General features: G+C 59.8%; 28 protein-coding genes. 14 read left to right on the top strand and 14 right to left on the bottom strand.

Annotated elements, in window-relative coordinates; translation table 11 throughout:
- Window positions 1-66: 66 nt before the first annotated feature.
- Window positions 67-2,241 (bottom strand): prohead protease/major capsid protein fusion protein, encoded by a 2,175-nt coding sequence (locus tag AC3WUT_RS07645; RefSeq protein ID WP_492346475.1) that lies wholly within the window; start codon window positions 2,239-2,241, stop codon window positions 67-69.
- A 321-nt stretch (window positions 2,242-2,562) separates the two neighbouring features.
- Between AC3WUT_RS07645 and AC3WUT_RS07640 the strand changes: the two genes are divergently transcribed.
- Window positions 2,563-4,296 (top strand): AAA family ATPase, encoded by a 1,734-nt coding sequence (locus AC3WUT_RS07640; protein ID WP_492346474.1) that lies wholly within the window; start codon window positions 2,563-2,565, stop codon window positions 4,294-4,296.
- A gap of 42 nt (window positions 4,297-4,338) precedes the next feature.
- Here the strand turns inward: AC3WUT_RS07640 and AC3WUT_RS07635 are convergent, their stop codons facing one another.
- The 9 genes from AC3WUT_RS07635 to AC3WUT_RS07595 form a co-directional block, all read right to left on the bottom strand.
- Complete coding sequence (locus AC3WUT_RS07635) at window positions 4,339-5,811, bottom strand: phage portal protein (protein ID WP_492346473.1); 1,473 nt, start codon at window positions 5,809-5,811, stop codon at window positions 4,339-4,341.
- Window positions 5,812-5,817: 6 nt separating this feature from the next.
- Window positions 5,818-6,039, bottom strand: coding sequence for a phage head-tail joining protein (locus AC3WUT_RS07630; RefSeq protein WP_492346472.1), 222 nt, complete (start codon window positions 6,037-6,039; stop codon window positions 5,818-5,820).
- Between the two features lie 122 nt (window positions 6,040-6,161).
- A complete protein-coding gene (locus AC3WUT_RS07625; RefSeq protein ID WP_492346471.1) occupies window positions 6,162-6,476 on the bottom strand; it encodes a Mor transcription activator family protein in 315 nt (104 codons plus the stop codon).
- A gap of 55 nt (window positions 6,477-6,531) precedes the next feature.
- The gene (locus AC3WUT_RS07620; protein ID WP_492346470.1) at window positions 6,532-7,284 is read right to left on the bottom strand and encodes a hypothetical protein; all 753 of its coding nucleotides are present in this window, start codon (window positions 7,282-7,284) and stop codon (window positions 6,532-6,534) included.
- 39 nt (window positions 7,285-7,323) lie between these two features.
- Window positions 7,324-9,384 carry a phage terminase large subunit family protein gene (locus AC3WUT_RS07615; RefSeq protein WP_492346469.1) on the bottom strand — a complete coding sequence of 687 codons (2,061 nt, stop codon included), beginning with the start codon at window positions 9,382-9,384 and terminating at the stop codon, window positions 7,324-7,326.
- On the bottom strand, window positions 9,381-9,926 hold the full coding sequence (locus AC3WUT_RS07610; protein ID WP_492346468.1) for a hypothetical protein: 546 nt from the start codon (window positions 9,924-9,926) through the stop codon (window positions 9,381-9,383). Before AC3WUT_RS07610 ends, AC3WUT_RS07615 begins: the two co-directional genes overlap by 4 nt.
- Window positions 9,923-10,270, bottom strand: a complete 348-nt coding sequence (locus AC3WUT_RS07605; protein WP_492346467.1) for a hypothetical protein — start codon at window positions 10,268-10,270, stop codon at window positions 9,923-9,925. The genes AC3WUT_RS07610 and AC3WUT_RS07605 overlap by 4 nt, the downstream gene beginning before the upstream one ends.
- On the bottom strand, window positions 10,267-11,355 hold the full coding sequence (locus AC3WUT_RS07600; RefSeq protein ID WP_492346466.1) for a helix-turn-helix domain-containing protein: 1,089 nt from the start codon (window positions 11,353-11,355) through the stop codon (window positions 10,267-10,269). Before AC3WUT_RS07600 ends, AC3WUT_RS07605 begins: the two co-directional genes overlap by 4 nt.
- Window positions 11,352-11,822, bottom strand: a complete 471-nt coding sequence (locus AC3WUT_RS07595; protein WP_492346465.1) for a phage regulatory CII family protein — start codon at window positions 11,820-11,822, stop codon at window positions 11,352-11,354. Before AC3WUT_RS07595 ends, AC3WUT_RS07600 begins: the two co-directional genes overlap by 4 nt.
- Before the next feature lie 62 nt (window positions 11,823-11,884).
- Between AC3WUT_RS07595 and AC3WUT_RS07590 the strand changes: the two genes are divergently transcribed.
- Complete coding sequence (locus tag AC3WUT_RS07590; RefSeq protein ID WP_492346464.1) at window positions 11,885-12,244, top strand: hypothetical protein; 360 nt, start codon at window positions 11,885-11,887, stop codon at window positions 12,242-12,244.
- Window positions 12,245-12,484: 240 nt separating this feature from the next.
- Here AC3WUT_RS07590 and AC3WUT_RS07585 read toward each other — a convergent pair whose 3' ends face one another.
- Entirely contained in the window at window positions 12,485-12,724 is a 240-nt protein-coding gene (locus tag AC3WUT_RS07585; protein ID WP_492346463.1) for a transcriptional regulator, read from the bottom strand.
- Window positions 12,725-12,827: 103 nt separating this feature from the next.
- Between AC3WUT_RS07585 and AC3WUT_RS07580 the strand changes: the two genes are divergently transcribed.
- The 10 genes from AC3WUT_RS07580 to AC3WUT_RS07535 all read left to right on the top strand — a co-directional run bounded on the left by AC3WUT_RS07580 (window position 12,828) and on the right by AC3WUT_RS07535 (window position 18,062).
- Complete coding sequence (locus AC3WUT_RS07580; protein WP_492346462.1) at window positions 12,828-13,454, top strand: S24 family peptidase; 627 nt, start codon at window positions 12,828-12,830, stop codon at window positions 13,452-13,454.
- A gap of 191 nt (window positions 13,455-13,645) precedes the next feature.
- Window positions 13,646-14,512 carry a hypothetical protein gene (locus tag AC3WUT_RS07575; protein ID WP_492346461.1) on the top strand — a complete coding sequence of 289 codons (867 nt, stop codon included), beginning with the start codon at window positions 13,646-13,648 and terminating at the stop codon, window positions 14,510-14,512.
- Between the two features lie 565 nt (window positions 14,513-15,077).
- Window positions 15,078-15,290, top strand: a complete 213-nt coding sequence (locus AC3WUT_RS07570; protein ID WP_492346460.1) for a hypothetical protein — start codon at window positions 15,078-15,080, stop codon at window positions 15,288-15,290.
- Window positions 15,287-15,571 carry a hypothetical protein gene (locus AC3WUT_RS07565; protein ID WP_492346459.1) on the top strand — a complete coding sequence of 95 codons (285 nt, stop codon included), beginning with the start codon at window positions 15,287-15,289 and terminating at the stop codon, window positions 15,569-15,571. The genes AC3WUT_RS07570 and AC3WUT_RS07565 overlap by 4 nt, the downstream gene beginning before the upstream one ends.
- Window positions 15,568-15,780 (top strand): hypothetical protein, encoded by a 213-nt coding sequence (locus AC3WUT_RS07560; RefSeq protein ID WP_492346458.1) that lies wholly within the window; start codon window positions 15,568-15,570, stop codon window positions 15,778-15,780. The genes AC3WUT_RS07565 and AC3WUT_RS07560 overlap by 4 nt, the downstream gene beginning before the upstream one ends.
- A 16-nt stretch (window positions 15,781-15,796) precedes the next feature.
- Entirely contained in the window at window positions 15,797-16,177 is a 381-nt protein-coding gene (locus AC3WUT_RS07555) for a hypothetical protein (protein ID WP_492346457.1), read from the top strand.
- A gap of 103 nt (window positions 16,178-16,280) precedes the next feature.
- Window positions 16,281-16,586: a DUF6378 domain-containing protein gene (locus AC3WUT_RS07550; RefSeq protein WP_492346456.1), complete on the top strand. Its 306-nt coding sequence runs from the start codon at window positions 16,281-16,283 to the stop codon at window positions 16,584-16,586.
- 3 nt (window positions 16,587-16,589) lie between these two features.
- On the top strand, window positions 16,590-17,189 hold the full coding sequence (locus AC3WUT_RS07545) for a hypothetical protein (RefSeq protein WP_492346455.1): 600 nt from the start codon (window positions 16,590-16,592) through the stop codon (window positions 17,187-17,189).
- 2 nt (window positions 17,190-17,191) lie between these two features.
- A complete protein-coding gene (locus AC3WUT_RS07540; protein WP_492346454.1) occupies window positions 17,192-17,659 on the top strand; it encodes a hypothetical protein in 468 nt (155 codons plus the stop codon).
- Between the two features lie 106 nt (window positions 17,660-17,765).
- Entirely contained in the window at window positions 17,766-18,062 is a 297-nt protein-coding gene (locus AC3WUT_RS07535) for a pyocin activator PrtN family protein (protein WP_492346453.1), read from the top strand.
- A 182-nt stretch (window positions 18,063-18,244) separates the two neighbouring features.
- On the opposite strand, the gene AC3WUT_RS07530 is transcribed toward AC3WUT_RS07535, so the two are convergent.
- Window positions 18,245-18,709: a DUF2846 domain-containing protein gene (locus AC3WUT_RS07530; protein WP_492346452.1), complete on the bottom strand. Its 465-nt coding sequence runs from the start codon at window positions 18,707-18,709 to the stop codon at window positions 18,245-18,247.
- 271 nt (window positions 18,710-18,980) lie between these two features.
- Between AC3WUT_RS07530 and AC3WUT_RS07525 the strand changes: the two genes are divergently transcribed.
- Window positions 18,981-19,256 carry a pyocin activator PrtN family protein gene (locus AC3WUT_RS07525; RefSeq protein WP_492346451.1) on the top strand — a complete coding sequence of 92 codons (276 nt, stop codon included), beginning with the start codon at window positions 18,981-18,983 and terminating at the stop codon, window positions 19,254-19,256.
- Window positions 19,257-19,765: 509 nt separating this feature from the next.
- Here the strand turns inward: AC3WUT_RS07525 and AC3WUT_RS07520 are convergent.
- Entirely contained in the window at window positions 19,766-20,242 is a 477-nt protein-coding gene (locus AC3WUT_RS07520) for a DUF2846 domain-containing protein (protein ID WP_492346450.1), read from the bottom strand.
- 312 nt (window positions 20,243-20,554) lie between these two features.
- Between AC3WUT_RS07520 and AC3WUT_RS07515 the strand changes: the two genes are divergently transcribed.
- Window positions 20,555-20,851, top strand: a complete 297-nt coding sequence (locus AC3WUT_RS07515; protein WP_492346449.1) for a pyocin activator PrtN family protein — start codon at window positions 20,555-20,557, stop codon at window positions 20,849-20,851.
- A gap of 1,325 nt (window positions 20,852-22,176) precedes the next feature.
- Here the strand turns inward: AC3WUT_RS07515 and AC3WUT_RS07510 are convergent.
- A complete protein-coding gene (locus AC3WUT_RS07510; RefSeq protein ID WP_492346448.1) occupies window positions 22,177-22,626 on the bottom strand; it encodes a hypothetical protein in 450 nt (149 codons plus the stop codon).
- Between the last annotated feature and the right edge of the window lie 1,034 nt (window positions 22,627-23,660).

Below are 23,660 nucleotides of genomic sequence, written 5' to 3'. Positions count from 1 at the left end.
CTCCTGAAGGGATAGAGGGTTAACTGGGTGCTTGGCTTGGGTGGTGGGGGAGGCAGTGAGGGCGGCTTAACCGCCGGCTGCCTTGTAGAGGCCGCGGTGCTCAACGGCCTTGGCGGCGAAGTCTTCGCGGCACTTGTAGGAAACGCCGTCGCTCTCAAAGCCCACCTCGGTCTCGATCACCGGGCCTTCGGCGCCGTCCAGGTAGCAGTACTCCACCGTGTCGACCTGGGCATTGCTGGCTGCCAAGTACCAGGCCGTGGTGCTGTTGCCGTCCAGCAAGGGCTCGACGATGGGCTCCAGGGAGGTGCGGCCGCCACTTCGGAACTCGTTCACATCGGCCTGGCGGGCCGGCACATAGTTGCTGCTGGTGAGCTGGTAGGCGGTCTGCTCGAGGCTGGCGGGCACGATGAGGTAGCTCGGCGCGATGCCCAGCTCTTCACCGGCCAGGCCCTTTTGCAGGCGCATGGCGGTGCGGCCCGCCGACAGGGCCGTGAACTGCAGGGCAGAACCTGCTCCGGTGCCCAGGTTGCCGTGGTCCGCGTGGAAGAGCGTGGCGCCGTCGGAGAGTGCCGCGTTCGCTGTGAGCTGGGCATAGACCAGGCGGTTCTCAAGGCGGCGGGCGGCAAAGCCGAAGGCGCTCACCAGGCGGTCAAAGGCCCGCAGGTCGTCGTTGATGATGGCCTGGCGCGACAGGGACACGATGCGGCCATAGGTCAGCACCTGGTAGGACTCGGCGCCGTCCTTCATCGAGCCGTACTTGAATTCGCCGTGTTCATTCGTGCGCAGCAGGTCAGGGGCGGCCGACAGCGCGGTGATCGTGATGTTCTTGAAGTCCGGGGCGTTCGGGGCCCGGCGGGCCCACAAGGCATAGGTGCCGGGGTTCTCGTCATAGGCGCTGCGCAGGCGCTTGTTGGCCACATTGGCAAACAGCGAAGGAAAGTCGCTGGTGGTGTTCATGCCGCCAGCTCGGAAGTGCAGCATGCGGGTGGCAAGCGTCAGGCGGTCCATGCCGCGGGTGCTGACGCCATGGCCTTCGAGAAAGTCGCGACCCAGCTCCAAGAGGCTCATGCCCCGGTACTGGCGGCCGTTGTCGTCAAGCTGGGTCTGGGCGGCGACACGGTGCAGGATGGCCTGCTCGATGCCGGCCATGCGGGTTTGCATCTCATCGCGCAGGGTCAGGACCTGCCCGCCCTGCCCGCCCTGAACATTGCGGTGGCCACCGCTGGCGGCATCGCGGCGGGCCAGTTCATCGAGCACCGAGCTGCGGGCCTGCTCGACCGAGTTGCCCGAGCGGATGAGGCCGGCGGCCAGGTGGGCCACGCCGTGGCGGGCGCAGAGGTCGGTGATGTCGGCAGCGGCAGAGGCGGCAGCAATGGCGGCTTGAGTTGCAGCATCGGCATGGCTGCGCTGGGCCGAAGTGCCAGCTTCAGGGGCTGCGGACCAAGCAGACGAAGAAACGGGGGCCGTGGCAGTGCTGCCGCCGGCTTCAGTGCTCTGAGGCATGGAGGAATCCTTTCGGGTTTGGGTTTCGGCGGAGAGGCCCACCGTGGGCAGGGAATGGGCGCGGGTCTCGATGAACTCGCAGGGGAAGGTGCGAAGCTGGAAGGCCTGGTCGGCGGGGGCGGCGCCATCGGCGCCAGGGGCCGAGGGCGCACCAGCAGCACCAGCGCCAGAGCGGATCTGGCTGTCCATGTCGGCAGGGATGGGGACGAGGGAGACCTCATAGGGCTCCCAATCGACCACGCGGTAACGCCAGAGCTCGCCCTCGTTGGCGGGGGCCACCATCTCGATGCGGTGGCGCACATAGCCCACCGACACATTGCGGATGATTCCGTCGGCCACGTCTTGCACGTAGCCAGCCACCGACTCGCGGCGCGAGAAGGTGGCGCTGCAGGTGCCTTGGCCGTTTTGAATAACGGGGTTCTCGACCACGCCGAGCTGGGCCTCAAGGCTCCACTGGCTGTGGGTGTTCAGGAGTGGCGCACCGCGGCGCAAACGGTCCAGACGGATGGCGCCCTCTTCCACCACCAGTTCTTCGACATAGGCCCGGTCGCGGTACCAGTCGAAGCACTTCACGCCCGCACCGGTGGTGAAGACGATTTGCGCGGTGGCGAGAGGGGAAGACTCAGGGGCGGAACTGTCCGCCTGGGAACGCTGGAAGCCGCGCAGCTCCATCTGGCGGCCAGCGAGTGGGAGGGCCTCGCGGCGGGTCTGGATCTCAGGGGTCGGGGTCTCGGACATGCACTGATCGTGCTGTCCGAGTTGTTCCATTTCCAGGAAAAGTGGGACGACTTGTACCGGGCGCCATTACTGGCATTACAGCAGCAACGGCGACGCACCGAATTGAGATCTACGCACACGTCAGGCAGAATCGAGATCCAGGGAATAGCTCATCAATCCATATCAAAAAACTTTACTCTACTCTGAGATTTTCCACGCTTCGGCGGATTTTCCACTGACCAAAATAATTAACATAAAATATCAGCGGTCATTCTTCATATTAAAAAACCAAGCACAGCCAGCCGCAAAAAAATCTCACCACAACACATCATCCAAGATAAAATGCGAATCCAGTCACTTGAAATCCACAACTACAAGAGCTTTCTAGATAGTCAAATTGTAAATCTCGAAGCAGGCTTCAATTTGTTAGTCGGATCAAACAATTCCGGCAAAACCAATGTACTCAGCCTTCTCGAATTACCCGCTGGATTTGACGATCGGCATCGCTCCACCAAGACCATTCCGGAATTCGGAGGCATTAACACATCACCTCCACAGGTTTCCGCATCAATCATAACAACACTACCCGAACTTCACCGCCTACTGGGCACTGCGACCTTTCAATTTCCGATCCCAAACAACGTAGGAAACATTCGTGACATATTAACAAATGCCTACGAATGCAAGGACGAAATACAAATAAATTACAATCTATCATCACAAATTTACGCAAGAATTGAAAGACCAATAAATCTGGAATTAATCGCAAACCAACCAGGAGCTTTAGCAGCATTAACCGGACAAGAAATAAAATCCTTCCAAATAATGACATCGGGCAACACGTTTGCCGTTTCATGGGAGTGGCTTAGTAGCTTTCGAAAGCTAATCTACAGATTTGGAGCAGAACGCAGACCTGCGGCGAGAACCTTCGACACATCCAGTTCTCTACTTAAAAGTGACGGCGGAAACCTTGCTTTCTGCATAAACCACCTTCAAACCAGCGACTCTCAAGGGCATAAGCTACTGTGCGAATTGGTGAATCGAGTATTCCCAGAAGTGCAATGGGTACAGAGCATTCCTGTAGGGAGTGAATTCATTATTCAGTGCCTTCCAGAGCCGCCATCAGGTCGTCGACAGGATCTCGCACGCCCACTGGACGCGATGGGCACCGGCCTTGGTAACGTAATCTCAATGCTCTATGTGCTGTTGACCTCCAGGCACCCGCAAGTCATTGCAATTGACGAACCAAATGCATTTCTACATCCTCGGGCATTACGAGAATTGTTCACCATCCTAGAAGAGTATGGCCCAGATCACCAGTTTGTAATTTCCGCGCACTCTCCCGATGTCCTGACCTCAGTACGTCCTGCAACAATTACCTTGTTAAATCTCAATGATGGCAGCACCAAAGTTCGGCAGGCAAGATACGATCAGATACGTACGCTTAGCGGTGATCTCTCAGAAATGGGGATCCGCATGACTGATTTACATTCGCGTGACAGAGTGCTTTGGGTTGAAGGGCAGACCGAAGAGATTGTCATCCCCATGCTTATTAAGAAGAGACTACCAAAAATAGCAGCAAGCACAGCAGTACTGAGAGTTGAGCACACAGGAACTTTTGATAGGAGAGGAGGAGACGTGGTTGAAATATGCAAGATCTATACTCGTCTAAGCCAGTCCTCAGGCCTGGTCCCCCCCTCTGTCGGAATGCTTCTGGACTCAGAAAAGAGATCCGAAAATATTAAAAAAGAGATCGAGAGTAAATCTGGCGGCCAAATCCGATTCCTAAAGGAGCAGATGCTGGAAAACTACGTTCTAAAAGATAACGCGATTCATGGCGTACTAACGGCACTATGTGAGTCTGTTTCCCCGGAGCAAGTAACATCCGAATTAAAGAAAGGATTGGATTTAAATTTAAATGCCGCTCAAATTTTATCTAAAATATTCGATGACCTATCCAGCGCACGACACTCCTACCGAAAGACCATCCATACGCCGATGCTTTTCGAGTGGATGATTATGAACAATGAGGCTGGTCTGGAGAGCCTGTTTTTAGAGCTTGAACAACTGTTTTAAAAATCTGAAATATAGTGGAGCGGGGCCCCACAGATCTGGATTCTATCTCCCGCCAGTTTCAGAGGCCTGCCCAGCCATCGTCCGCCCCTTCTGCAACATCATCAGAAAGTCCAGCGTCCCATCCCGCTGCAGCCGCTCAAAGTCGGTCTTGTACTCGGTAAAGAACAGCTCCGGCTCCATGCCCCGCCGGCGCAGGCTTTCGCTGATGGTGCACAGGCCACCCGCGATCGCATCGAGCTCGGCCGCCACGTCCTGCACCGGGTTCACGTAGTCCCACTTCGGGGTTGCCCAGTCGCAGGCGTAGTCCGGGCTCCTCAGAATGTTGGCCAGCACCGCCGCGTCAATGAAGGCCCGCCAGATCGGTTCGCACAAGCCCGGGATCAGCGTGAGCCATTGCAGCTGCTCAGCATTGCGCCGGTATTCCAGGATGGCCACGCGGGCGCTGCTGAAGTTCACCTCTCGCACATCCCCGGTGAGCATCTCGTAGGTGATGCCCATGCCGGCGGCGATCAGGTGCAGCTGCAGCTTCACGTAATCCACATAGCCCGGCACCGCATTGGGCTGGACGGTCGTGATGTTCAGGCCCGAGGGCACCTGGATGATGGAGCCGCTGCTCAAGGTGCCCAGGTCGCCTGATTCGGATCTTTGGTCTGGGGTCCGCTGGTCTTCGGGGCCCAGCGGTCCCATGGAATTCACGTCGCCACTGGCGATCACGGACAGGCGCGACTCCAGGTTCTTGCGCTGGGCCTCGGCGTCTTCATAGAGCTGCAGGTCGCGCACCCGGCTGATGACGGGAGCCAGGCGGGTGAAGCCCCTGCCCTGCCCTGGCCGCTCGGGGTTGAAGAGGTGGATGATGCGCTCGGCCGGCACGGGGCTGCTGCTGGTCCTGGCCATGCGCGGGCCCAGGACTTCACCGGGGTGCTGGTCAAACAGCCAATACGCCACCCGCCTGCCGAGAGGGTCGTACTCGATGCCATTGATGATGGTATTGGCACCGTGGCTGCCCACCTTGGCGCTGTCGAGCCAGTCGATCTCCAAGAGCTGGAGCTGCAGGGGCACCGGCAAGCCATCACTGGGCCGGCGGGCCCGCAGGCGCACCAGGACTTCGCCGTCTTGCTCCATGGCCCGGTAGGCGGCTGCCTGCAGGCCGCCCAGGTTGCGCACGCCGTCGGCATCGGCCACCTTGGACCATTCCTGCCAGAGGGCCGTGATGCGCTTGGCGTCTTTGCCCAGGCTGCGCGGGTTGATGCCGGTGCCGATGACGTTGGCGACCATGGAGCCCAGGCCCCGCGCGACGTAGGGCGTGTTCTTGACCAGAGAGCGGGCCCGCACGCGCAGGGTGGCGGCATCAGCCCGGTGGTCGGTGTCGGCGCTGGCACCGGCCCGGCGGGGTCGCCAGCCGTCTCGGGTGCTGGCCCCTTCGTAGGCCCGCTGCAGCAGCTCACGGGCCTGGTGGCGGCGCAGGCCGGCCTGGGGGTTGAAGACGCCGATCAGGCGATCCAGGAGGTTGGCCATGGTGCGTTACTCCCGCGAAGTGGAGAAGCCGACACGCCAGGCGCCGGGGTTGCGGGGCGAGCTGGCCCGGGTCAGGAGGCTGGCGACGTGCTCACGGGCGGATTTCAGCTCGCCGATGCTGCGGTAGCGCACCTTGCGCAGGCCGTTGGGGCCGTGGATCTCCACTTCCAGCTCGCCGGTGGCGATGGCGGTGTCGATGTTGTCCAGGTCGGTTTGGGTGTAGGCCATAGGGGATAAACGTTGGGTCCGGGTAGTTGCCCGGCCAACTTATCCAGACTGCTGTTCCATTTCCAGGAAAGGTGGAACAAGATTTGAACGATGACTACCGGTCCACCACGACCTCCACCTCTCTACCTGTTCCCCGGCTGTTTGAGAATTCGGTAGACCGTCGTTCGCCCAATGTTGAGTTGCCGAGCCACTTCGCTGGCGTTGCGCCCGTTGAACAGCCGCAGCACGTCCTGCGCCCGTTTGTCACGCTCAACACGGGGCAGCGCCGGGATGTAGCACTCAATGCCAGCAAACTCCGACCGGACTTCGGCTTTGAGGCGATCGATGTTGCACATGGCCCGGGAGGCTTCCGGCAGTTCGGATTCAAGGTAGGCAAAGATCCGATCCACCAGGTCAAGTTCGGTGATGGGCTCGGGCGTGGTCTTGGGTGGGGTCATTGCTGCAGTGATTCGGCAGGAGAAAAGGCAAAGGAAGAAGGGCCGGCGGTGCTGCTTACCGTGCCGTGGCGAGCGCTTGCGCATACGCCTGGCGGTAGTTGTTCAGCAGGTTGGCATCCGCAATGCGTTGCCCCACCGCCTCGAACGCCAGGCGCTTGCGGTAATTGGCCGCCGTCACATAGATCAGCACCGGCGTCACCTGGCGCCCCATGAACTCCCGCTGGTACACGCCCGGGCGCAGGCCCTTGGCGCCCGGCATCACCACAAAGAAGCGGCCACCGGCCCGGCGCTGGGCGGCGATCTTGCTGCGGGCGTCGGTGGACATGTTGCGGGTGAAGCCCGCCGTCAGGGTGACCCGCAACTGGCTCAGGATCTGGATGATCTGGCCCGAGCTCATGTTGCCGAAGGCATCGAGCCGGGCCCCGGCCCCGGGCACCGCGTACCAGCCCTTGGGCATCTGGCCGGTGATCTGCAGGGCCCGTTCAAAGCGCTTGAGGGTGCGTTGCCCGCCCACGATGTGGGGCAGCATGTAGCGGGTGGCCGGTGTGCCAGCATTGGACGTGGCCCTTTCATCCTTGAGCCAGACCGTGGCCTCCAGGTTCTGGGAGGTGGCGCCCCGGATGAAGAGGCTGTTCAGGGTGTAGGGCGTGGGCCGGTCGAAGGTGCGCTGGATCTCAGAGCGCAGGCCATCGCGCACCTGGATGGCCGTGGTGTTCAGGGCGGTCTTCAGGGCAAAGCGGGTTTGCTTGGCCAGCTCGCCCACCAGCCGGGCGGGGTCGGGGAAGTTGATTTGGGCGTGGATTTTCATGGGCGGGGATTCAGGGGTGGGAGCGGAGAGACTTGAGCGTTACCAGGCACGGGTGAAGGTGGGGGCCGAGGATCGACGGCGGGCGTAGCCGCGGTCTTGGGGTTCTTCAGTGCGGGACGAGCTGGGCACCGGGGCCACCGGAATGGCCGGGGCTGGTGTTCTGGCGGGCAGCGGAGCACTGAACAGATCGGCATTCACCGGCTGCACCGCGGCCTCGATTTGCTGCCACTTGCGGTCGCTGTGGTGGTGCAGCCCGATGCTCATGGCCGAGTGCAGGGCGTAGTTGCGGCAGTCCAGCACCTCGTTGCGCGGGCGGCGCTTGACCCAGCGGTAGGTGTCGCGCCCGTTGAGCTTGGCCAGGATGCGCTGCTCGGCCGTGAGCTGCTCGAACCATTCGCGCGGCAGGTCCTGGCTGAAGTGCACATAGCCCGGGCCCGGGGTGGGAATGGCGAGCTGGCCCAGCAGCAGGTCCTTGGCGGTGTCGACCCCCACGTTCCACAGCTTCACGCCCTGGGGCCATTTCTGGCCATTCCAGTTGATGTCCTGGATGCTGGCCGGGCCGAGCACGGGCACGCCCTCTTCGCCCCGGCCCTTCACGGCCCTGAGGCACGGGAGCTGGTGCTGGTTCTTGCGCACCCAGTTGTACACGGCCTGGGTCTGGTCGCTGGAGTCAATCGAGATGCCCGAGAGGCCCAGGCTCCCTGCGTGGTACGCCTGGGGGTAGCGGCGCTGCAGGTAGGTGGTGACCTGCTGCCAGTCCTCTTCGCTGGCCGGGTTGCCCTCGATGATGTGGTGGTCCACGGGCCAGGACTCCAGACCTCTTGCCCAGGCCCAGACGGCGATCTCCCAGCGGTTGCGCTGAACGTCCACCCCAGCGGTGAGCACCAGGCCGCCCACGGGCACTTGGCAAAGCGGGAAGGCTTCGGCCCGGGCCTGCAGGGCGTGTTCATCGCTGCGCTCGCCCTTGACCTCCCAGGTTTCACCGAGGGTTTCGTTGACGAAGAGCTGCATGGGGCCGGGGTCGCCCTTCTCCAGGGCCGACACGGCCTCTTCAAACTCTTTGACGATGCTGGCCCAGCTGCGCTGGGGGCTGTAGGCGGCCCAGACCTGCACGCCCAGGGTCTTGGGGGGTCGGGTGGGCTGGCCCTGGCTGTCACGCCAGATGCGGTCGGGGCCGTAGCGTTTGGCAGTCTTGCTGCAGACCCAGGTGCCGGCCATGGGCTGGCCGCCGGGCAGGTAGTCGGCCTGGGTGATGGACTCGCGGCAGTGAGGGCAAATGTGGCGAACCGTTTCCGGGCGGCCCTTGTCCCATTTGAAGCCGTGGGGGCGGTCCTTACCGCCCCACATCAGCGGGTGCTCAGCATCGCAGTGGGGGCACGCGATGTGGAAGCGCACGTAGCCTTCGGAGTTGTCGCAGGCACGTTCAACGTGGCACAAGCCCTTCACCCCCGGGGTAGAGCCGCCGACGAACTTCGGGTAGGCCGCACCCTCCAGGCGCCCCTTGGCCAGGCCGCCGGGGTCGCCGGACTTCTCGATCAACTGGTCGAAGGCGCTCCACTCGTCCAAGATGGCCACGGCCACCGTGATGCGGCGGTAGGCCCGCTTGGCTTTGCCGCCCAGCAGGTGCAGCACGCTGTCGCGGAAGGGTTTGAACTTGATGGTGTCTTCGTTGGCCTTGCCCTGCTTGCGGGCCTTGCGCACGGCTTCCACCGCATCGAGCACGGGGTCGATCTCGCTTTTAACGTAAGAGTCGCGGTCATCGTCGGTGGGCTGCCAGAGAGCCTGTTTGCGCCTGCGGTGGGCGATGTTGTAGGCGACGAAGGCCGTGATCATCTTGGTGTAGCCCACGCGCTTGGACTTCATCACCGCCAGGTCTTCGATGCGGTCATCGCTCATGAAGTCCAGGATGCCGGTCTGGAAGGACCAGCCAACCCAGCCGCCCTTTTGGTGGGAGCTTTCTCCGGCGAGCTTGAAGTGCTCGGCGGCCCATTCGCTCAGGCGCTGGGGGACTTCGGCTCGGAGGCTGTCCAGGCCCAGGCGGACCGAGCGCACGATGGCCTGGGCGGTTTCGTTGTGCAGGGTGACGGTGGCCGTGTTCAAAAGGGTAATCCTTCGGTGTCTGTGTCATCGTCGGCGTCGGCCTGGGCCATGGCATCCACCTGCTCGGTGACCAGGCGGGCGGTGGAGCGAATCCACTCGTTGCGGGCCGAGGCCAGGACCTGCATCACGGCGGCCTTGGCTTCTTCGGGCAGATCGGGGCAGGCCTTTTGCAAGGTGCCTTCGAGCTGGTCAAAGCGATCGACCACCGCGCTGCTGGCCATGCCGAGCACATCGGCGAGCAGGCCCACGGGGGCGTACTCGCCGCGGGCGACGGCGTTCTTCAAGGCCTGTGCGATGCGCTGCTCGCGGGCCAGGGCCGCGCGTTCTTGCACCAGGTCGAGGCCGCCGGTCTCGGAGGAGGCCCGGCCTGCGGCCATGTCGCGCAGGCGTTCGCAGTAGGCGATGAGCCAGGCGTGGGCCGTGTCGCCGCGCACCATGACGTTGTCGGCCATGAGCTGGCTCACGCGGGCTTCGCTCAGGCCCACCATTTCGGCGAACTCGGCTTGCGAGATGGGCTGGTCCAGGAGGGGGATGAGCTTCACTTAACCCCCTTAGGACACTCACGCAACAGCCCGAGCGGGCGGTGCGAATTACCCGCGTTGGCCCCTTGCCGGGAGGACCCGCAGGCCCGGGGGGTGGGGGCCCTGCCCTGCTCCACCGGGTCGACCTGATCGACCTGGCAGCCAGCCTGGCCATCGAGCCTGCCGGCCGTGGCCACGTAGCGCACGCCGCTGCGGTGGCGCAGTTCCTGGACGGCGTTGGAGGCCAGGGTGTTGCGCAGAGCCCAGCCTGCCGCGCTCGAGGGCCAGCCGGTGATGGTCACGATCTCGCGCAGGGTGAGCGGGCCCAGGCGCAGGAGTTGGGTGAGGATGTAGGTTCGGGTCATGCGTTGGCCCTCCGTTCGCCCAGGCGGGCCAGCCGGGCCTGGTTCACGGCATCGCGGGTAGCCTGGGCCAGCGCCGCAGCGCGGGCCTTGTTGGCCGCACGCTGCTCGGCGGTCAGGTCACTGGCCCGCACAGGTGGCGCCTCGGGGCGCGGGGTGATGGGCGGAGCCAGGGGTGCCAGGGCCATGTCCTGCCAGCGCTTCTCGCGCAGCCAGCGCAGCGGCGTGGGGGCAAAGCACCGCCCATTGCCCGGCAACCAGTCGCCGGCCTGGGCCTTGGCCTGGCGGGCTGCAGCCTCGGCGATCTGCTGGGCTGTGGCCTCGCCCTGCCCCACCACCGCGTCGAAGGCCTGGCGCGTGTCGGCCAATCGTTGGCGGCGGGCCTGCGGAAACGCCTCGATGAAGTTCAGGAAAGCCTGCTCGATTTCGCTCTCCCCCGGGAGGGGGGTGAGGGGGGTATTTAGTTCTATGACGGTTAATGACGGTTCGGGTGCAGCAGCTGTTGCACCCTTTCGCGCAACAGCTGTTGCACCCTTTTGTGCTCCAGGTTGCACCCTTTCGGTCTCGGCAAAGGGTGCAGGATCTGCACCCTTTTGCGTTGGGTGGTCCCCGGCACTGTGGGCCCGGGTTTTGGGATGAAAGGGTGCATCCTGCGTTGCACCCTTTGCGTCAATTTCTACCCCTTCGGAAAAGGGTGCAAGGTTTGCACCCTTTTGTCGGGCGGCCTGGGGCACGTTCGGGTCGGCTCCGGTGCCCGGCTCATTGGGTGCCCAGGTGCCCCGCTCGGCCGGCGGGATGCGGCTGTCATAGGCCCGCACAAAGGCGGGGTTGATGTTGTAGACCCGGGCCAGGCCACGCCCGCCCGCGTTGTGGCGCACCAGCAGCAGCCAGCCCATGTCCTGCATGCGCCGGAGTTGATTTTGCACGGTGCGCACCGACTGGCGGGTCTGCCGCGCAAGCGTGGCCACCGAGGGATAGATGTTGTGGCCGAGGTCGTCGGCGTTGTCTGCCAGCTTCACCGCCAGCAGCAGCTCGCTGCCCCCGTTCGGGTAGTGGTCAAACACCATGCCGACCAGTTTTCCGCTCATAGCCGGGGCGCCTTCATGCAGTCGGGCTTGCCCTGGTCGTGGGCCGCTCGCAGGTAGGTGACGATCTCCTGCCCGATGGCCACGTGGGCCAGCCAGCGCTTCTCGAGCTCCTGCAGGTCGTTGTAGTTGGGTCGGGCCTTGGAGGCGGCGGCCGCCTCGACCTCCAGCACCCGGGCGAAGCTGGCCCCGAGCTGGCTGAGCAGGTACATCGGGTCAGCGCCACTGAGCTGGTGGTTCATGGCGATGACCGTGCAGCCCAGCGCTTCGGCGAAGGCATTCAGGATGGCCTTGCTGCCGGTGACCTGGGAGATCTTCACGGCATCGCGCAGGCCCAGCTTCGCGGCGCCCGCCTCCAGGATCTCGCTGGCCAGGCTGGATGGGTTCTTCTCCATCAGCAGGGCCACCACCTTGGTGCTGCCCGGATACCCGCGCACGGCCGCCTCCGCCGCTGCGACGACATCAGTCATTTTGAAAATCCCCTTTGAAATTTGAAATACGGCCAGCGCGGCTGGACCAGAAACTGGAGGGCATGAACACAGACACAACCCAAAGCCGGAAAGGCACACCGATGGACATGAACCCAAGCGACTTGGAAGCCGCCATGCATGACGCGCTGGTCAAGGTGGCCGGGCCCATGCTGGAAGAGCAGACCGAGATGCGAGCGCAGTTGAGGGCGCAGCGGCTCTTGCTGACGCTGCTGTACGCGGATCGGTTTCGTGACGACTTGCACGCCTTCGAATGCCTTGTGGCAAGACTCACGCAATTGACTGAAGAGGCGACGGAGACTCTGCCTGGAGGCAAGTGCACATCCGAGGCCATAGCGGCCAAACATCGTGTGCAGCTCCTGCTGTCGCAATTCCACAATTTGGTTCGGAGCCATGCCGCGTAGTGATGGGCAATACGACCTTTCCCGAACAACGCACACCAGCACTTGCGTACTGGCGCCAGATGCCGCATTCGACTGCAACGTGCCTGGATGCTGACTCAATCTGCTTTGACAGCGCCCGCCCAACAACAAATCCCAAGACGGGGGTGCAAGAGCGCTGGGGAAATCAAACACTTCGCGACGCCAGAGGGTCAACCCGATTGATAGCCACGTGTGAGTTAGCTTGTAGGGCATGCACGGCCCTTATTCCGGGGAATCAAGAATGACCGGCTGCGCAGTTCGCAGCACAGCCCATTCGACCTCGGGATTCAGCTCCTCGCATCGAACTCCAGTCATTCGTTCAATGCGGGGGCAATGCTCAGCCGGCGTAAAGCGCCCCGGCAACTTCCAATGATTGATGGCACCTCGGGTCACCCCCAGGCGACGACCCAATTCAGCCAACGAACCAACAACCTTTCCAGCCCGATCAATGGGGTGCTCCATGTCACTTCCTTCAAGCAGCAATTCCCATAAGTCTACTTTAGATAGACCTAATCATCAATCATTCGTAGACCATGCGCGTCTACCTGAGCTATACGATCAGCGAATGGAACTGAAAGACTGGGTTAAAGCCGCACGCGGGCAGCTAACGCTGGAGCAGTTGGGCGAGAAGCTCGGCCGCAGCAAAGGTGCCATCGGTCACTGGGAAACTGGCAAGAACAAGCCCAGCTATGACCAAGTGATGGCGATTCACGAATTGACCGGGTACCCGCTGCCCGGTGACTTGATTGAGCAACAGGAAGGATTCGAGCCAGCGGGCACACCGAAGACCACGCGCAGAACTCCTGTTGTCGGGACGGCAAAGATGGGCTCGGACGGCTACTACGAAGAACTTCAATACCCTGGCGGGCACGGTGATGGTTACGTTGACGGGTACAGTTCAGATCCCAAAGCCTACGCCCTGCGCGTAAAGGGTGACAGTATGCATCCAGCCATCCGACATGGGTCTTTCGTGATCGTGGAGCCAAATGGGCGACCCGTTCCAGGCGAATACGTGGCGATCTCGCTGAAAGATGGATCAAAAATGGTGAAAGAGTTGATCATTGATCGACTGCATGAGGTCGTCATTGAATCCGTCAACGGCAATCACAGAAAGACGCTCGAACGGGATGAGATCGAATGGATATATCCAGTCGCAGCAGTGGTAGCTGCCTCGAAGTGGCAGCCAGAGTAGAAATTACTGAAAGGATTGAGGTATACCGCCAGCTTGCAAGGCGCTTAGGAATGAAGCAACTGCATGGATTTATAAATTGCTAGCTTGAATCCATTGCACTTCATAGGTACGTTCAAATCCATTTGAACACCACAACTCTCAGCATCTCGTTGCCAACTACAAATTAAAATCGAGTCTTCATCGAAGAAATTATGCCGACAGCCTCCACATTCACCCGCTCGGTCTATCTATCAGACATTCCCGATCCTGCCAAATCAGTCGGCGCCCATCTGGCGGCCAAGCTACAAATCTTTCAGACTGATGAGCGCACGCTAACTGATGAGTTGTGCGACATGCTCTGCATTTGGCTTGGCATGGGCGGAGCAAGTAGTCAGGGGGCTGGGCCTATATTGCCTCCCTTCACACTTACTTTATCAAAGACGACCACAGCAGAAGAGGTGAAGAACGGCGCAGATCTGGAACTTATAGTATCCAGTCCACTGGGCTCTAAAAGATGCCTGATTCAAGCAAAGGTCTTGGATCCGAGTAGCGGCAAACTCCGCTGTGATTCAAAAGCAGGATGGAAGAAGCTAAGGACTCAACTGGCTTTAGCACGCAGTGAGGTGGGCGACGACCTTGCTTTTCTCCTCGTATACGTTCCTCGCACCTTGCTAGACGGCAATATTTATGGGTATGGAACGTATGAACAGCATTACGAAAACTACACAACAACCGGGAAGCGACCCGCCTATTTTGGAGCAACATTGATTCCCGTAAGTGCCCTACTCGGCTCCAAAAATGGTTGGCGCAATACTAAGTCGAAGGTTCCACAATTAACCACTGGTGAGTTCAAATATGGTGTAGCGCTTTGGCGCATTCTAGTTGAACTATTGCTTTGCCGGCGCTCAAAATGGACACAAGACACCACTGTTAGGTCAGATGACCAAACAAAGGCATTTAGACGTCTATCTATTAGCGCTAGTGAGATTAATAAGAAGGGGTGGCTACAGTTACAAGCGGCCGCCGATGAATTCTTACCGCACGAACCAGGCAATGAGCGTGGAGGAAATGGCGTCTAATCAACCACTCAAGCTAAGTCGCGTAGGCAGGCAGCCTTTTGCAGTCCTGCCGCAACGCTAAATGCCCACTTACCATCTTTGCGACTTCCTGTGTCCGGCCGACCCTGTGTGGCAAAAATTTTACGACAGCACCTCGACTACTCGCTGTGTCTTTGTATGTAAATCTTCTGATGAATCAAAGCTGATGCAGGCCGCGGCCACATCCGATGTATTTTCAAGGTGCAGAAATGCTGCCCACCAAGGAATCTTCAGTCCCAGAACAGGAAAATTGCCAAACAGTCCAGGGCACCCCCGGGCCCGGCTTCGGACTCCTACTCAGTGTTGCGTTGATAGCGCGCAGCGGCTAGTTTGGCTCAGACCGACTTGTGTTTTGATCAGATGTCGAACCTGCGCGATGCCCTCCGACGCATTGCCAGCCGCGCGCTCACTTGCGATAACGACTCAATGTAAAAGCCACAAGTGAGCTCTATCTTAGATAGAAAAATATCTACCCAAGATTGACATCAATCGTCTATTGGAAATAGACTTCCCTCCACACCGCAACCCACGCGGAAAGGAGTGAACGATGCACACGAACGAGATCCGACCGTTGCGCAGCTACCGCGCAACCCTGATCCCCAAGGACCTGGACCGTTCCGAGGTTCAAGGCCATGCCGCCGATGGCAAGCTGCCGACCATCCAGCTCAAGGCCGCCAGCGCTGACCGCGCCCAGGCTGCAGCCCACCACACCACTGGCCTGGCGGTGCTGTGCGTGGATCGGGTCGGGGGTGGCGAATGACTGCCGCCGCCCTGCCCTCTCGCGAGCTGTTGGCAGAGGCCATCGTCGTGCGCCCTGGTTTGACCTTCAAGTGGGGCACCTACAACGCTGGATCTGAGTTCGGCCACAACGCCCAGGGCTACTGGTACCGGATGCGCGAGCAGCACTCTTCTGGCTGGCCGCTGGCGGCCCTGCGCCATTTCCTGAAACTGTCGATGTGGGATGAGCACGGCCGGCTTTGGCAATGCGTGACGGCCGCCGTGATCGATGACTTTGGCAACCTGGTAGAGGTGACGCCATGAGCCGCACCACCTTGATCAATGGCTTGTGCGTGCTGGTCATGGCCCTGGTGCTGGGCACCGCCCATCTGTGGGGCCCCAGCGAGCTGGAGGCCATGGAGGCCGTGGCCGATGAGCGCCGTGCTGCCCCTGTGGAGGTGGCCAAGCTCGAGCGCACCGAGGCGGCATCCCCTGCCGCCGTGGGGAGCATGCCGCCCCGATCGCCTCACTGACCATTGGAGGCCCGCCATGCCCACCCTCGTCACTTCGACCATGTTTGTTGCCAAGCAGCGGCCTCTGGTCGCCCCCGCTGCAGACGGCACGTTTCAGCTCACGCTGCGCCTGCTGGATCGCCTGGGTTCTGAGTCGCGCCAGGTGGAGAGCTGGCTGGTGCGCTGGTCTGGCCGTGAGGCCGCTGCCTGGTGGCACCGCCATGGCGCCCAGGTGGTGGCTGGCCAACCCGTGGACGTGGTGCTGTCGCGGCCCCGGGTCTTCTACACCGGCCGAGGCGACTTTCGCACGGCCGAGCTGCATGCCACCGCCAAGCGGCTGGCCCTGGCGCCACGCCGCAAGGCGCTGCCCTCTTCCTCAACCCCTTCCCAACCCCCTGCAGCCCTGATCGCTGCGTAAACCCTTCGGAGGTTTTCCCATGTCTGTTTCAACACAGAAGAGACTCGCTCGCCCTTTGAAAGCCGTTTTGCCTGTTTCGCAGGCAGTTTTGCTGCAAAAGTCGATGGCGCTGGCCTCGGCTGACAGCTTTTTGCGCACCGCGGCGGCCACGATCCAGGACCGTGGTGTGCTGCGTGACACCAGCGCGGAAGGGGCCCAACAAGAGCGCAGCATGGCGGCCACCGTGGCGGCCTTCAATGCCCTGGAGGGTACGTCGCTGACAGAGCGCCAGGGCTGGGCCTTCATGCAGGTGCTGAAGCTGGCCCGGTCTGCGGCTTCGGCCCGCAATGGCCAGTTCAACGCGGATGACTTCGTGGATGGTGCGGCCTATGCCGCCCTGGCCGGTGAATCGGCTGTGCCGAAGGATTGAGCCATGGCAACCGATACCTGGATGATCACGGCCCGCGGGGCCGAGCACCACCTGGCCGGTGTGGGCATGGCAGTGAACCGGTTTGAGATTCAGACCATTGCCCATGCCCTGGCGCAGATCAATCGCTTCACGGGCCATGCGGTGCGCCCCTACAGCGTGGCCGAGCACAGCCTGCTGTGCTGCGCCCTGGCCGCCCGCGAGGGCCTGAGCCCCAGCGTGCAACTGGCCTGCCTGATGCATGACGCCCACGAGGCTTTCACGGGGGATATAGCCAGCCCGGTGAAGTGGAGCCTGCAGGGGGCGTGGGATGGCTTTGAGCATGTCCACGCGGTACAGGTGCGCCGCTGGTACGGGCTGCAGTCAACCTTTGCCGCGCACAAGGCAACGATCCGGCATTTCGATCTGGTGGCCCTGGCCACGGAGCGGCGGGATCTGACGCTTTGGAATGCGGACCAGCATGAGCCCTGGGCGATCTTGGACACGCCCGGTGCCGAAGTTCGGCCCGCCGCCGACAACCTGCTCGAGGGTTGGCGCGATTGCCCCTGGTCCACCTGGCGGGACCGGTTTGTTCAAACCTTTCATGCGCTTCGCGCGGAGGCCTGAGCATGATGGGTCCCACCTACCAACCCAGCACCATCGCCATCCTGAAGCACCTGCAAGAGCATGGCCCGCTGACGGTGGACGAGTTCGGTAAGCTGAAGCACATCGGCACCACTGCACCCGGCATTCGCGTGGCCAGCATGGTCAAGCGCGGCACGGTGGCCCGCGTCGACATGAGCCGGCCGGCTCGATACGCCATCACCAAGAGGGGCCTCGAGGCGGTCAATGCCGTGGCCAATGGCCAGGGCAACCTGGTGCCGCGCACGCTCATTCCCGTGGTGTCGACGCGGGCTGCTCCGCAAACAGCACAACTCCTGCCTGCACCGGCTTGTCGGGCGTCGGTCGAGTCCTACAAGGCCCCCGAGCTGCGGCCCTTTGATGCGCGGCCTAGGGCGATGGATGCATTTGCACTGCCAAGTCGAATGGGTAAGGCGCTGTACTACCGCAACGGACGGATGGAGGATGCGAAATGAGCGCCCCCGCTATTGCACTGTTTATCGAATTGGCGTGTGCCGATCCGTCCTCGGAGCCAACCCGACGCCGCCTCGCTCACCCTATGCTTGATTCAGGACACCACTCATGAACACAGCCTTCCTGCTCATGGCGCAATACAACGCTCAAGCTGTGATTCCGGTTGCGGCCGTGGTGAAGGATTACTTCCCCCACCTAACGACCGAAAATTTTCTGCGCAAAGTTTCGGCCGGCGACATCACGATCCCGCTGGTGAGGATTGAACCGGGGTCTCAAAAGGCCGCGCGTGGTGTGCACCTCTCGGATCTGGCGGAATACCTTGATGATCGACGTGCAGCAGCCGTCAAAGAGGCTCGGCAACTGGCTGGGCAACCAGTGCATTGGTCTCAGAAACGGTCTACATAGCCAACAAGCTAACAACGCAGAATTTGCGACTGATACGTCGGCATCGATTGGCTGCACAAGCAATCACCCGCCCTCACTCCCCCATTTGCCTTGATGCCGTTGGACTCGACAGTTTGGAACTGCTCTGCAAAGAGGGAGGAGAAGGCAATAGAGTTTTCGTTGCCATTCTTCAAGAGGAGGATTTACTTGCTACACGTCCCTGGCTGCGCCAGACCCAACCGGGCCACATCGGCTTTGCCTTGTTCCTCAGGGATCAGCTCCAAGTCTGCTCCAGCCACAAATGCGCCCATCTTAATGTACTGCCGAATAAAGTAGTTCTTTCCGACGTCCATAATGACCTCCAGAGAGTTGGGCGAAAACTCCGACTCGGTTTCGATTTTGTGCTTCTTGCCGCCTTCCACCTGAGTGTAGAAGAACACATCGGATGCGCTCTCACCAAGACATTTACCGTCAATCCATATATCCTTCTTCAACGCACTTCCAAAAAGGCCATTTCGGTATACATAGAGACCTGAGCTCCCTGAATTTGGAGCCGCGAACTGCTTTGCCTTGTCGGCTTCCTCCTTATTGGCCATATTGACAGAAGCACAGCCAGTCAGCATCAAAACAGAAACAGCTACACCGATAATTCTATAATTAATTTTCATTGAATGGCTTCAAAACCGTTGTGAATTTAAGGGCAAGACCCGGCTTAGGTCCGGTTCCTGGCCACCGCACACCATGGCGGCGGCCTAGCCATTATTACACTTGTATCAGTACGTAAAATTCAACAGAGCTTCGCTCACACCTCGGCGTCGAACACTTGCGGAGGGCCGCACTAACATCGCTGATCTTGACTGAGATTTCTCATGACCGAGGGTGCTTTCAAGGAGGTCGTTGTTAGGCAATCCTTAACCCATAAACATTGCCCTCCTGCTCATGGCCCAATACATCGCTCAGGCCGTGATTCCTGTGGCATCAGTGGTGAAGGATTACTTCCCTCACCTAACCACCGAGAATTTTCTGAGCAAGGTTTCGGCAGGCGACATCAAGATTTCACTGGTGCGAATTGAGCCAAGTTCGCAGAAGGCCGCCCGAGGTATACACCTCACAAACTTGGCCGAATACCTTGATGATCGACGCGCCGCCGCAGTGAAAGAGGCACGGCAGCATTCGAGTCAGCCGACTCATTGGTCCCACAAGAGGGATACATAGCCGAAGCGGCTAGCGCCGTGAGCGCGAGATGCTACGTTGTCCGATTTCGTACTGATCTGTGGTTTGCGTTAACAGGCCCTAGCCTTCGACCGTTACCGGTCAACCTTTACTAGCAGCCATCGCTCGGAGTGAGCCTAACGACAAAATCTTCAGTTTTCAGCGGAGGCTCTGCAACCTCATGCAGTGTGACACACGTGCCGATCAGCAACTGACCTTCAGCCCTCGCCTTGACGTCTCTCCCGTCAAGAAGCCGCACGGTGTACAAGCGCCATGGTGTCGCGACTGGGGTAAAGTACGGCAATAGGATGGGTGCCATAGCCATATCACTGCGGCGCTGCTGGAGCGTCGCTTCCTCAAGGGCCGCAACCTCAAGGATGCGCCCTTTCCCAACTAACCTGGGAGTGGCACACCCTGTAATCATGCTGGCCAACAAAACAGCAACCGTGAGTGTTTTCAAAAGAGTCATTAAATCGCGCCCGCATCGCAATAGGGCAGTGGGTTCGTCGTTCTCACTCAAGGGCCTTGGTTTCTTGTAGCTCGACCAACGCAACTTCTGGCGGGATGTTATCGAGCGAACGAACCAAACTACCCGGGACCGCATAGAGCCCGCTACTCCTTAGCTCTATGGTGTACCGGAAAAAGAGTGTTTTGCCCGGCTCAATATTGACATCAACTCCTGTCGGTTGAGCACTTTGGACCACAACCGTGTGATGGCCGGGTGCAAGTTCTCTTCGAAGGTAGCCGCCATTCTTCATTACTGCAACTTTAACCCCGTCAATCAGGATCGGCGGAGTAAGCCCTCCAGCCGCAAAAGCTGGCAAACGATATACATAGACCGCTCCTAGAGAAGGACTTGGAGCCTTAGATTCGCTAAAGGCAGGCCCGTAAGCTCCACAGCCCCCCAGCGCGAGAGGCAGGACCACACATGCGGCGATTCGAGGCAGGAAATGGCCTAAGCCTGCGAGCTTGAGAAATTTGATGTTCATGTCAATTTGGAGCGCACTTGTGTGAATTGGAGGAAGGTGTGAGGTGACTGCTATTGACTGAATTCTGCCGCGTGTCCAAGGGCCGTGGGTGGCCCATGGCCGTCACCGGGCTAAACCGCAAGCATACACTCAACGTGCAAGCACAGAAACGAGCGAAGCCAACACATAAGTCGCTTCATCGTTCCATAGCGTCACAGAGCAGCTCAGGCACCTAGCGTGGATCGAGTTACACAACATCTTCAAGAAGTTCTTGGCCAGGCACCAGACTGCCGGTGGTCAGGTGGAGCACATCAGCCTTTAGGAGCTTGCACCATGAATACGGCCTTCCTTCATATGGCGCAGTACAACGCGCAAGCAGTCATTCCCGTCACCTCCGTGGTGAAAGATTATTTCCCACGCCTGTGCATCGCGAATTTTCTACGAAAGGTTTCGGCCGATGACATCAAGATCCCTCTGGTAGGAATTGACCCGGGTTCACAGAAGGCAGCACGCGGTGTACACCTCACAGACTTGGCCGAATACCTTGATGATCGACGTGCTGCCACAGTGAGAGCGGCGCGGCAGCTTGCGAGCCAGGCAATTCACTGGTCCCACAAGCGGGCCACATAGCAAAAGCGGTAACGCCGTGAGCGCGAGCGGCTACGATGCCCGATTTCGGCCGAGGCTGTGTGAAAACGCTGATGAATGACTTTTTCGGGGGTGCTTGAACCCTTGCTCTCTGAGAAGAGCGGTGGATTGAACAGCCGCTTCGGGACCACCAGTGCCCTCCGATGTGGGGCAGAATTCGGCCAGAACCAGCCATTCCCGTCACTCCTTCGCTAAGCTGGAAAAATGGGGAGCCTTTGCGACAGATGAAAACAACCCCTGAGCCTCGGTCTTGCAAACAACGGACCCAAGTTGTAGCGATTCTCGCGTTGGCTCTCATCCTGGGTAGCGTCCTGCAGGCAACTTTTGATTGGCCCTATCGATTGCGTTTTGCAAGCCCCGCGGCCAACTATTGGGCCGTTGCGATTGGGGTGCTTCTGGTCCCGGTTCTCCTTCTCTGGCTATCTCGCCCGCTAGCTAGGCCGTGGGTGCGCCGAACTGGGATGACACTCGCTTGTTTGATGGTGGTCCCATGTCTCCTGATTTCGAGCTGCGCAGCTTTGGAGGCCCCTTCGCCGGGTTCATCCGACAGCTCATATGAACTACTTAGTGAAGTTCAAACAGGCAGTTCTGCTTTCCGTCTGTACAGGACGAATTGTGGGGCTACCTGTGCATTCGGCCTTAATTTGAGAGAGGAGCACGATCTCTTCGGCGGTCTCAAAGTGGTTTCGTCAAAATGGGCCATGTACCGAGCGTCGGCTGGAGAATTGAGGCTCGACCAGGCATCTGTTCTTGTTGTCGATGGAGGCCGCATCGTTGCTAGTGTTCCTCGTTGAGCGCGGGCGGCAAAGATTTTGTGCCGGCGGCGACAACCGGCCACATCCGGCCAATAGCAGCCCCTTGATTTAAATGATGAAACCACAACTTCGACTCGGGGTCAGCACCATGCTGATAGGCGTTGGGTTATTGCTGCTTCCATGGTCATCCACATTGCTAGCCCTGCCTAGTCTCCCACCGAGATGGGGCGGACTTCAGCACTTCTTTGATGTCATGGTTCTCGATGTTGGGCCGCAGTTATTTTTTGTGGCGTTTCTGGTCGCCGCCGTCTTTCTTGCTTGGGCTGTCTGGCGTCGCCGATGGGCGTTTGCTGTGCAAGCGATTGGAGAAATGTCGGTGTGTGTTCTCGCGGTTATGGCGGTTCCCGCGTACTAATTTCTGAAGGAATGGCCACTTTCGGAAAACTTGTACTTCCGCAATGGGCCCAAAGTAGACATGCTTCTTGGAGAAAAATTGAGTAGTGACGCAATGGGAATGCCAGCGGGGTTCAGTTGCGGCTTTCTGCCCAACGCTTATTTTTGGGCTCCAAAGGGCTGGATAGTTCCGGTCAGCATCGCGATGCAAGCGCGAGTCTTGTTGGCCTGCGGCCCTGTTCGGACGCTGAAGTACCCTTGAGACTCAGGAATGAAAACGACGGTGAAATCGCCAATAGAACCAAATTTTTCGCGGCATTGATTGACTGCCCCGTCCAAGCTAGCCTCAAGTGACAAGCGCCTTTGACTGCCATCGTCATCCTTGGAGGCAGCTCCTTGGGCTAAGCATTGAGTAAATGGCGTGTCTTCGACAAATGCAAAAGTTGAATGTGTATCAATGGAAAATCGAATGCTAAAGGGATGCACTTCAACATTCGCGCGACAATTTCGTGCTACGTCATAGAAATGCTGGTCGCGGGCAAATGCAGCATGCGATGCTGCCAGCCAAACGAAAATAGCTGTGAGGATTGAAGGGATACGCATGCTCACAGGACGTATGAGTAGAAAACGCTTTTGAGTCGATGAAGAAGGATTTCGATGATGCTCATGCAGGTCTGAACGTCCACTTATGGCCGATTGCAGGTATCGCCGCACGTTGGCATCGTGCCAGACCTTAGGCGCCTAGTGGAGCATCAGACACTAGCGAAGTGATACCAAACGTCCTACCCCATGACCATGATAGACACGACATCTGCCGTCACGACACAGAAGCCCAGGGCCCAACCTGAGGCCCCGAGTCCCACAAAAGTGCTACACAGCCCATCACAATGAAGCCAATCTATTGATTCCATTGGATTTATTATTTCATTCAGCCCAATCCATCATCGGTGCGACACTCAGCCGGTGCATGCTGTGGGAGGGCTGCTCTCCTCTGAAAACGTCACCTGGGGTGCCTGTCTGATTCACGTCGATTTACCTGCTTTGGGGATCAATTTGAACTGCCAGTGCTACAGGGGGCCACAAAAACGCCGTGTGGCACTGGCAAATGAACCCGATTTTCTCATGCGGGAGGAGGGACGGCTGGGCAAGCTCGTCCTCACCCACGTCGCGGCACAGTTGGTGTTTCTCCCAGTTCTGGGCCACTCGACGATGCAAAACGACTGCAAGATCGCGGACGAAATCGACAAGGTCCTGGCGCGCGACCTCAAATCCAAACACCTGCTTGACTACGCGTCTCCACGGAACAGCGGCGACGGTCTGTGCCCGCCACCATCAAGTTAGCCTTGGTCCCGTGTCGACAGGGCTCCGTGTCGCCCGCATCTCGTTCCACATCGAGGCTGAACCCGCGGTCGTTCAACAGTCCTTGTTCCATCTCTACAAGCAGGTCTTGTGCTTGATGATGAATTTCGAAAGGTCAGTGCGCAAGGCACTGTCGCAGCCCGCGAGCGACGCATCGCCCGATGCTGTAAGCACTAAGGATGCTTCTGGGAGGTCACTAGAGTCTGGGACCAACCAGAGCGTTGTCATCTGCCAAAGCATCCACGGCGTTTCAGGTGCCCACCATGGAAGCTAGGTTGAGGAGC

Source organism: Curvibacter sp. EU05-FHT14A10, assembly GCF_058791075.1.
This window is presented reverse-complemented; position numbering and strand designations above follow the sequence as displayed.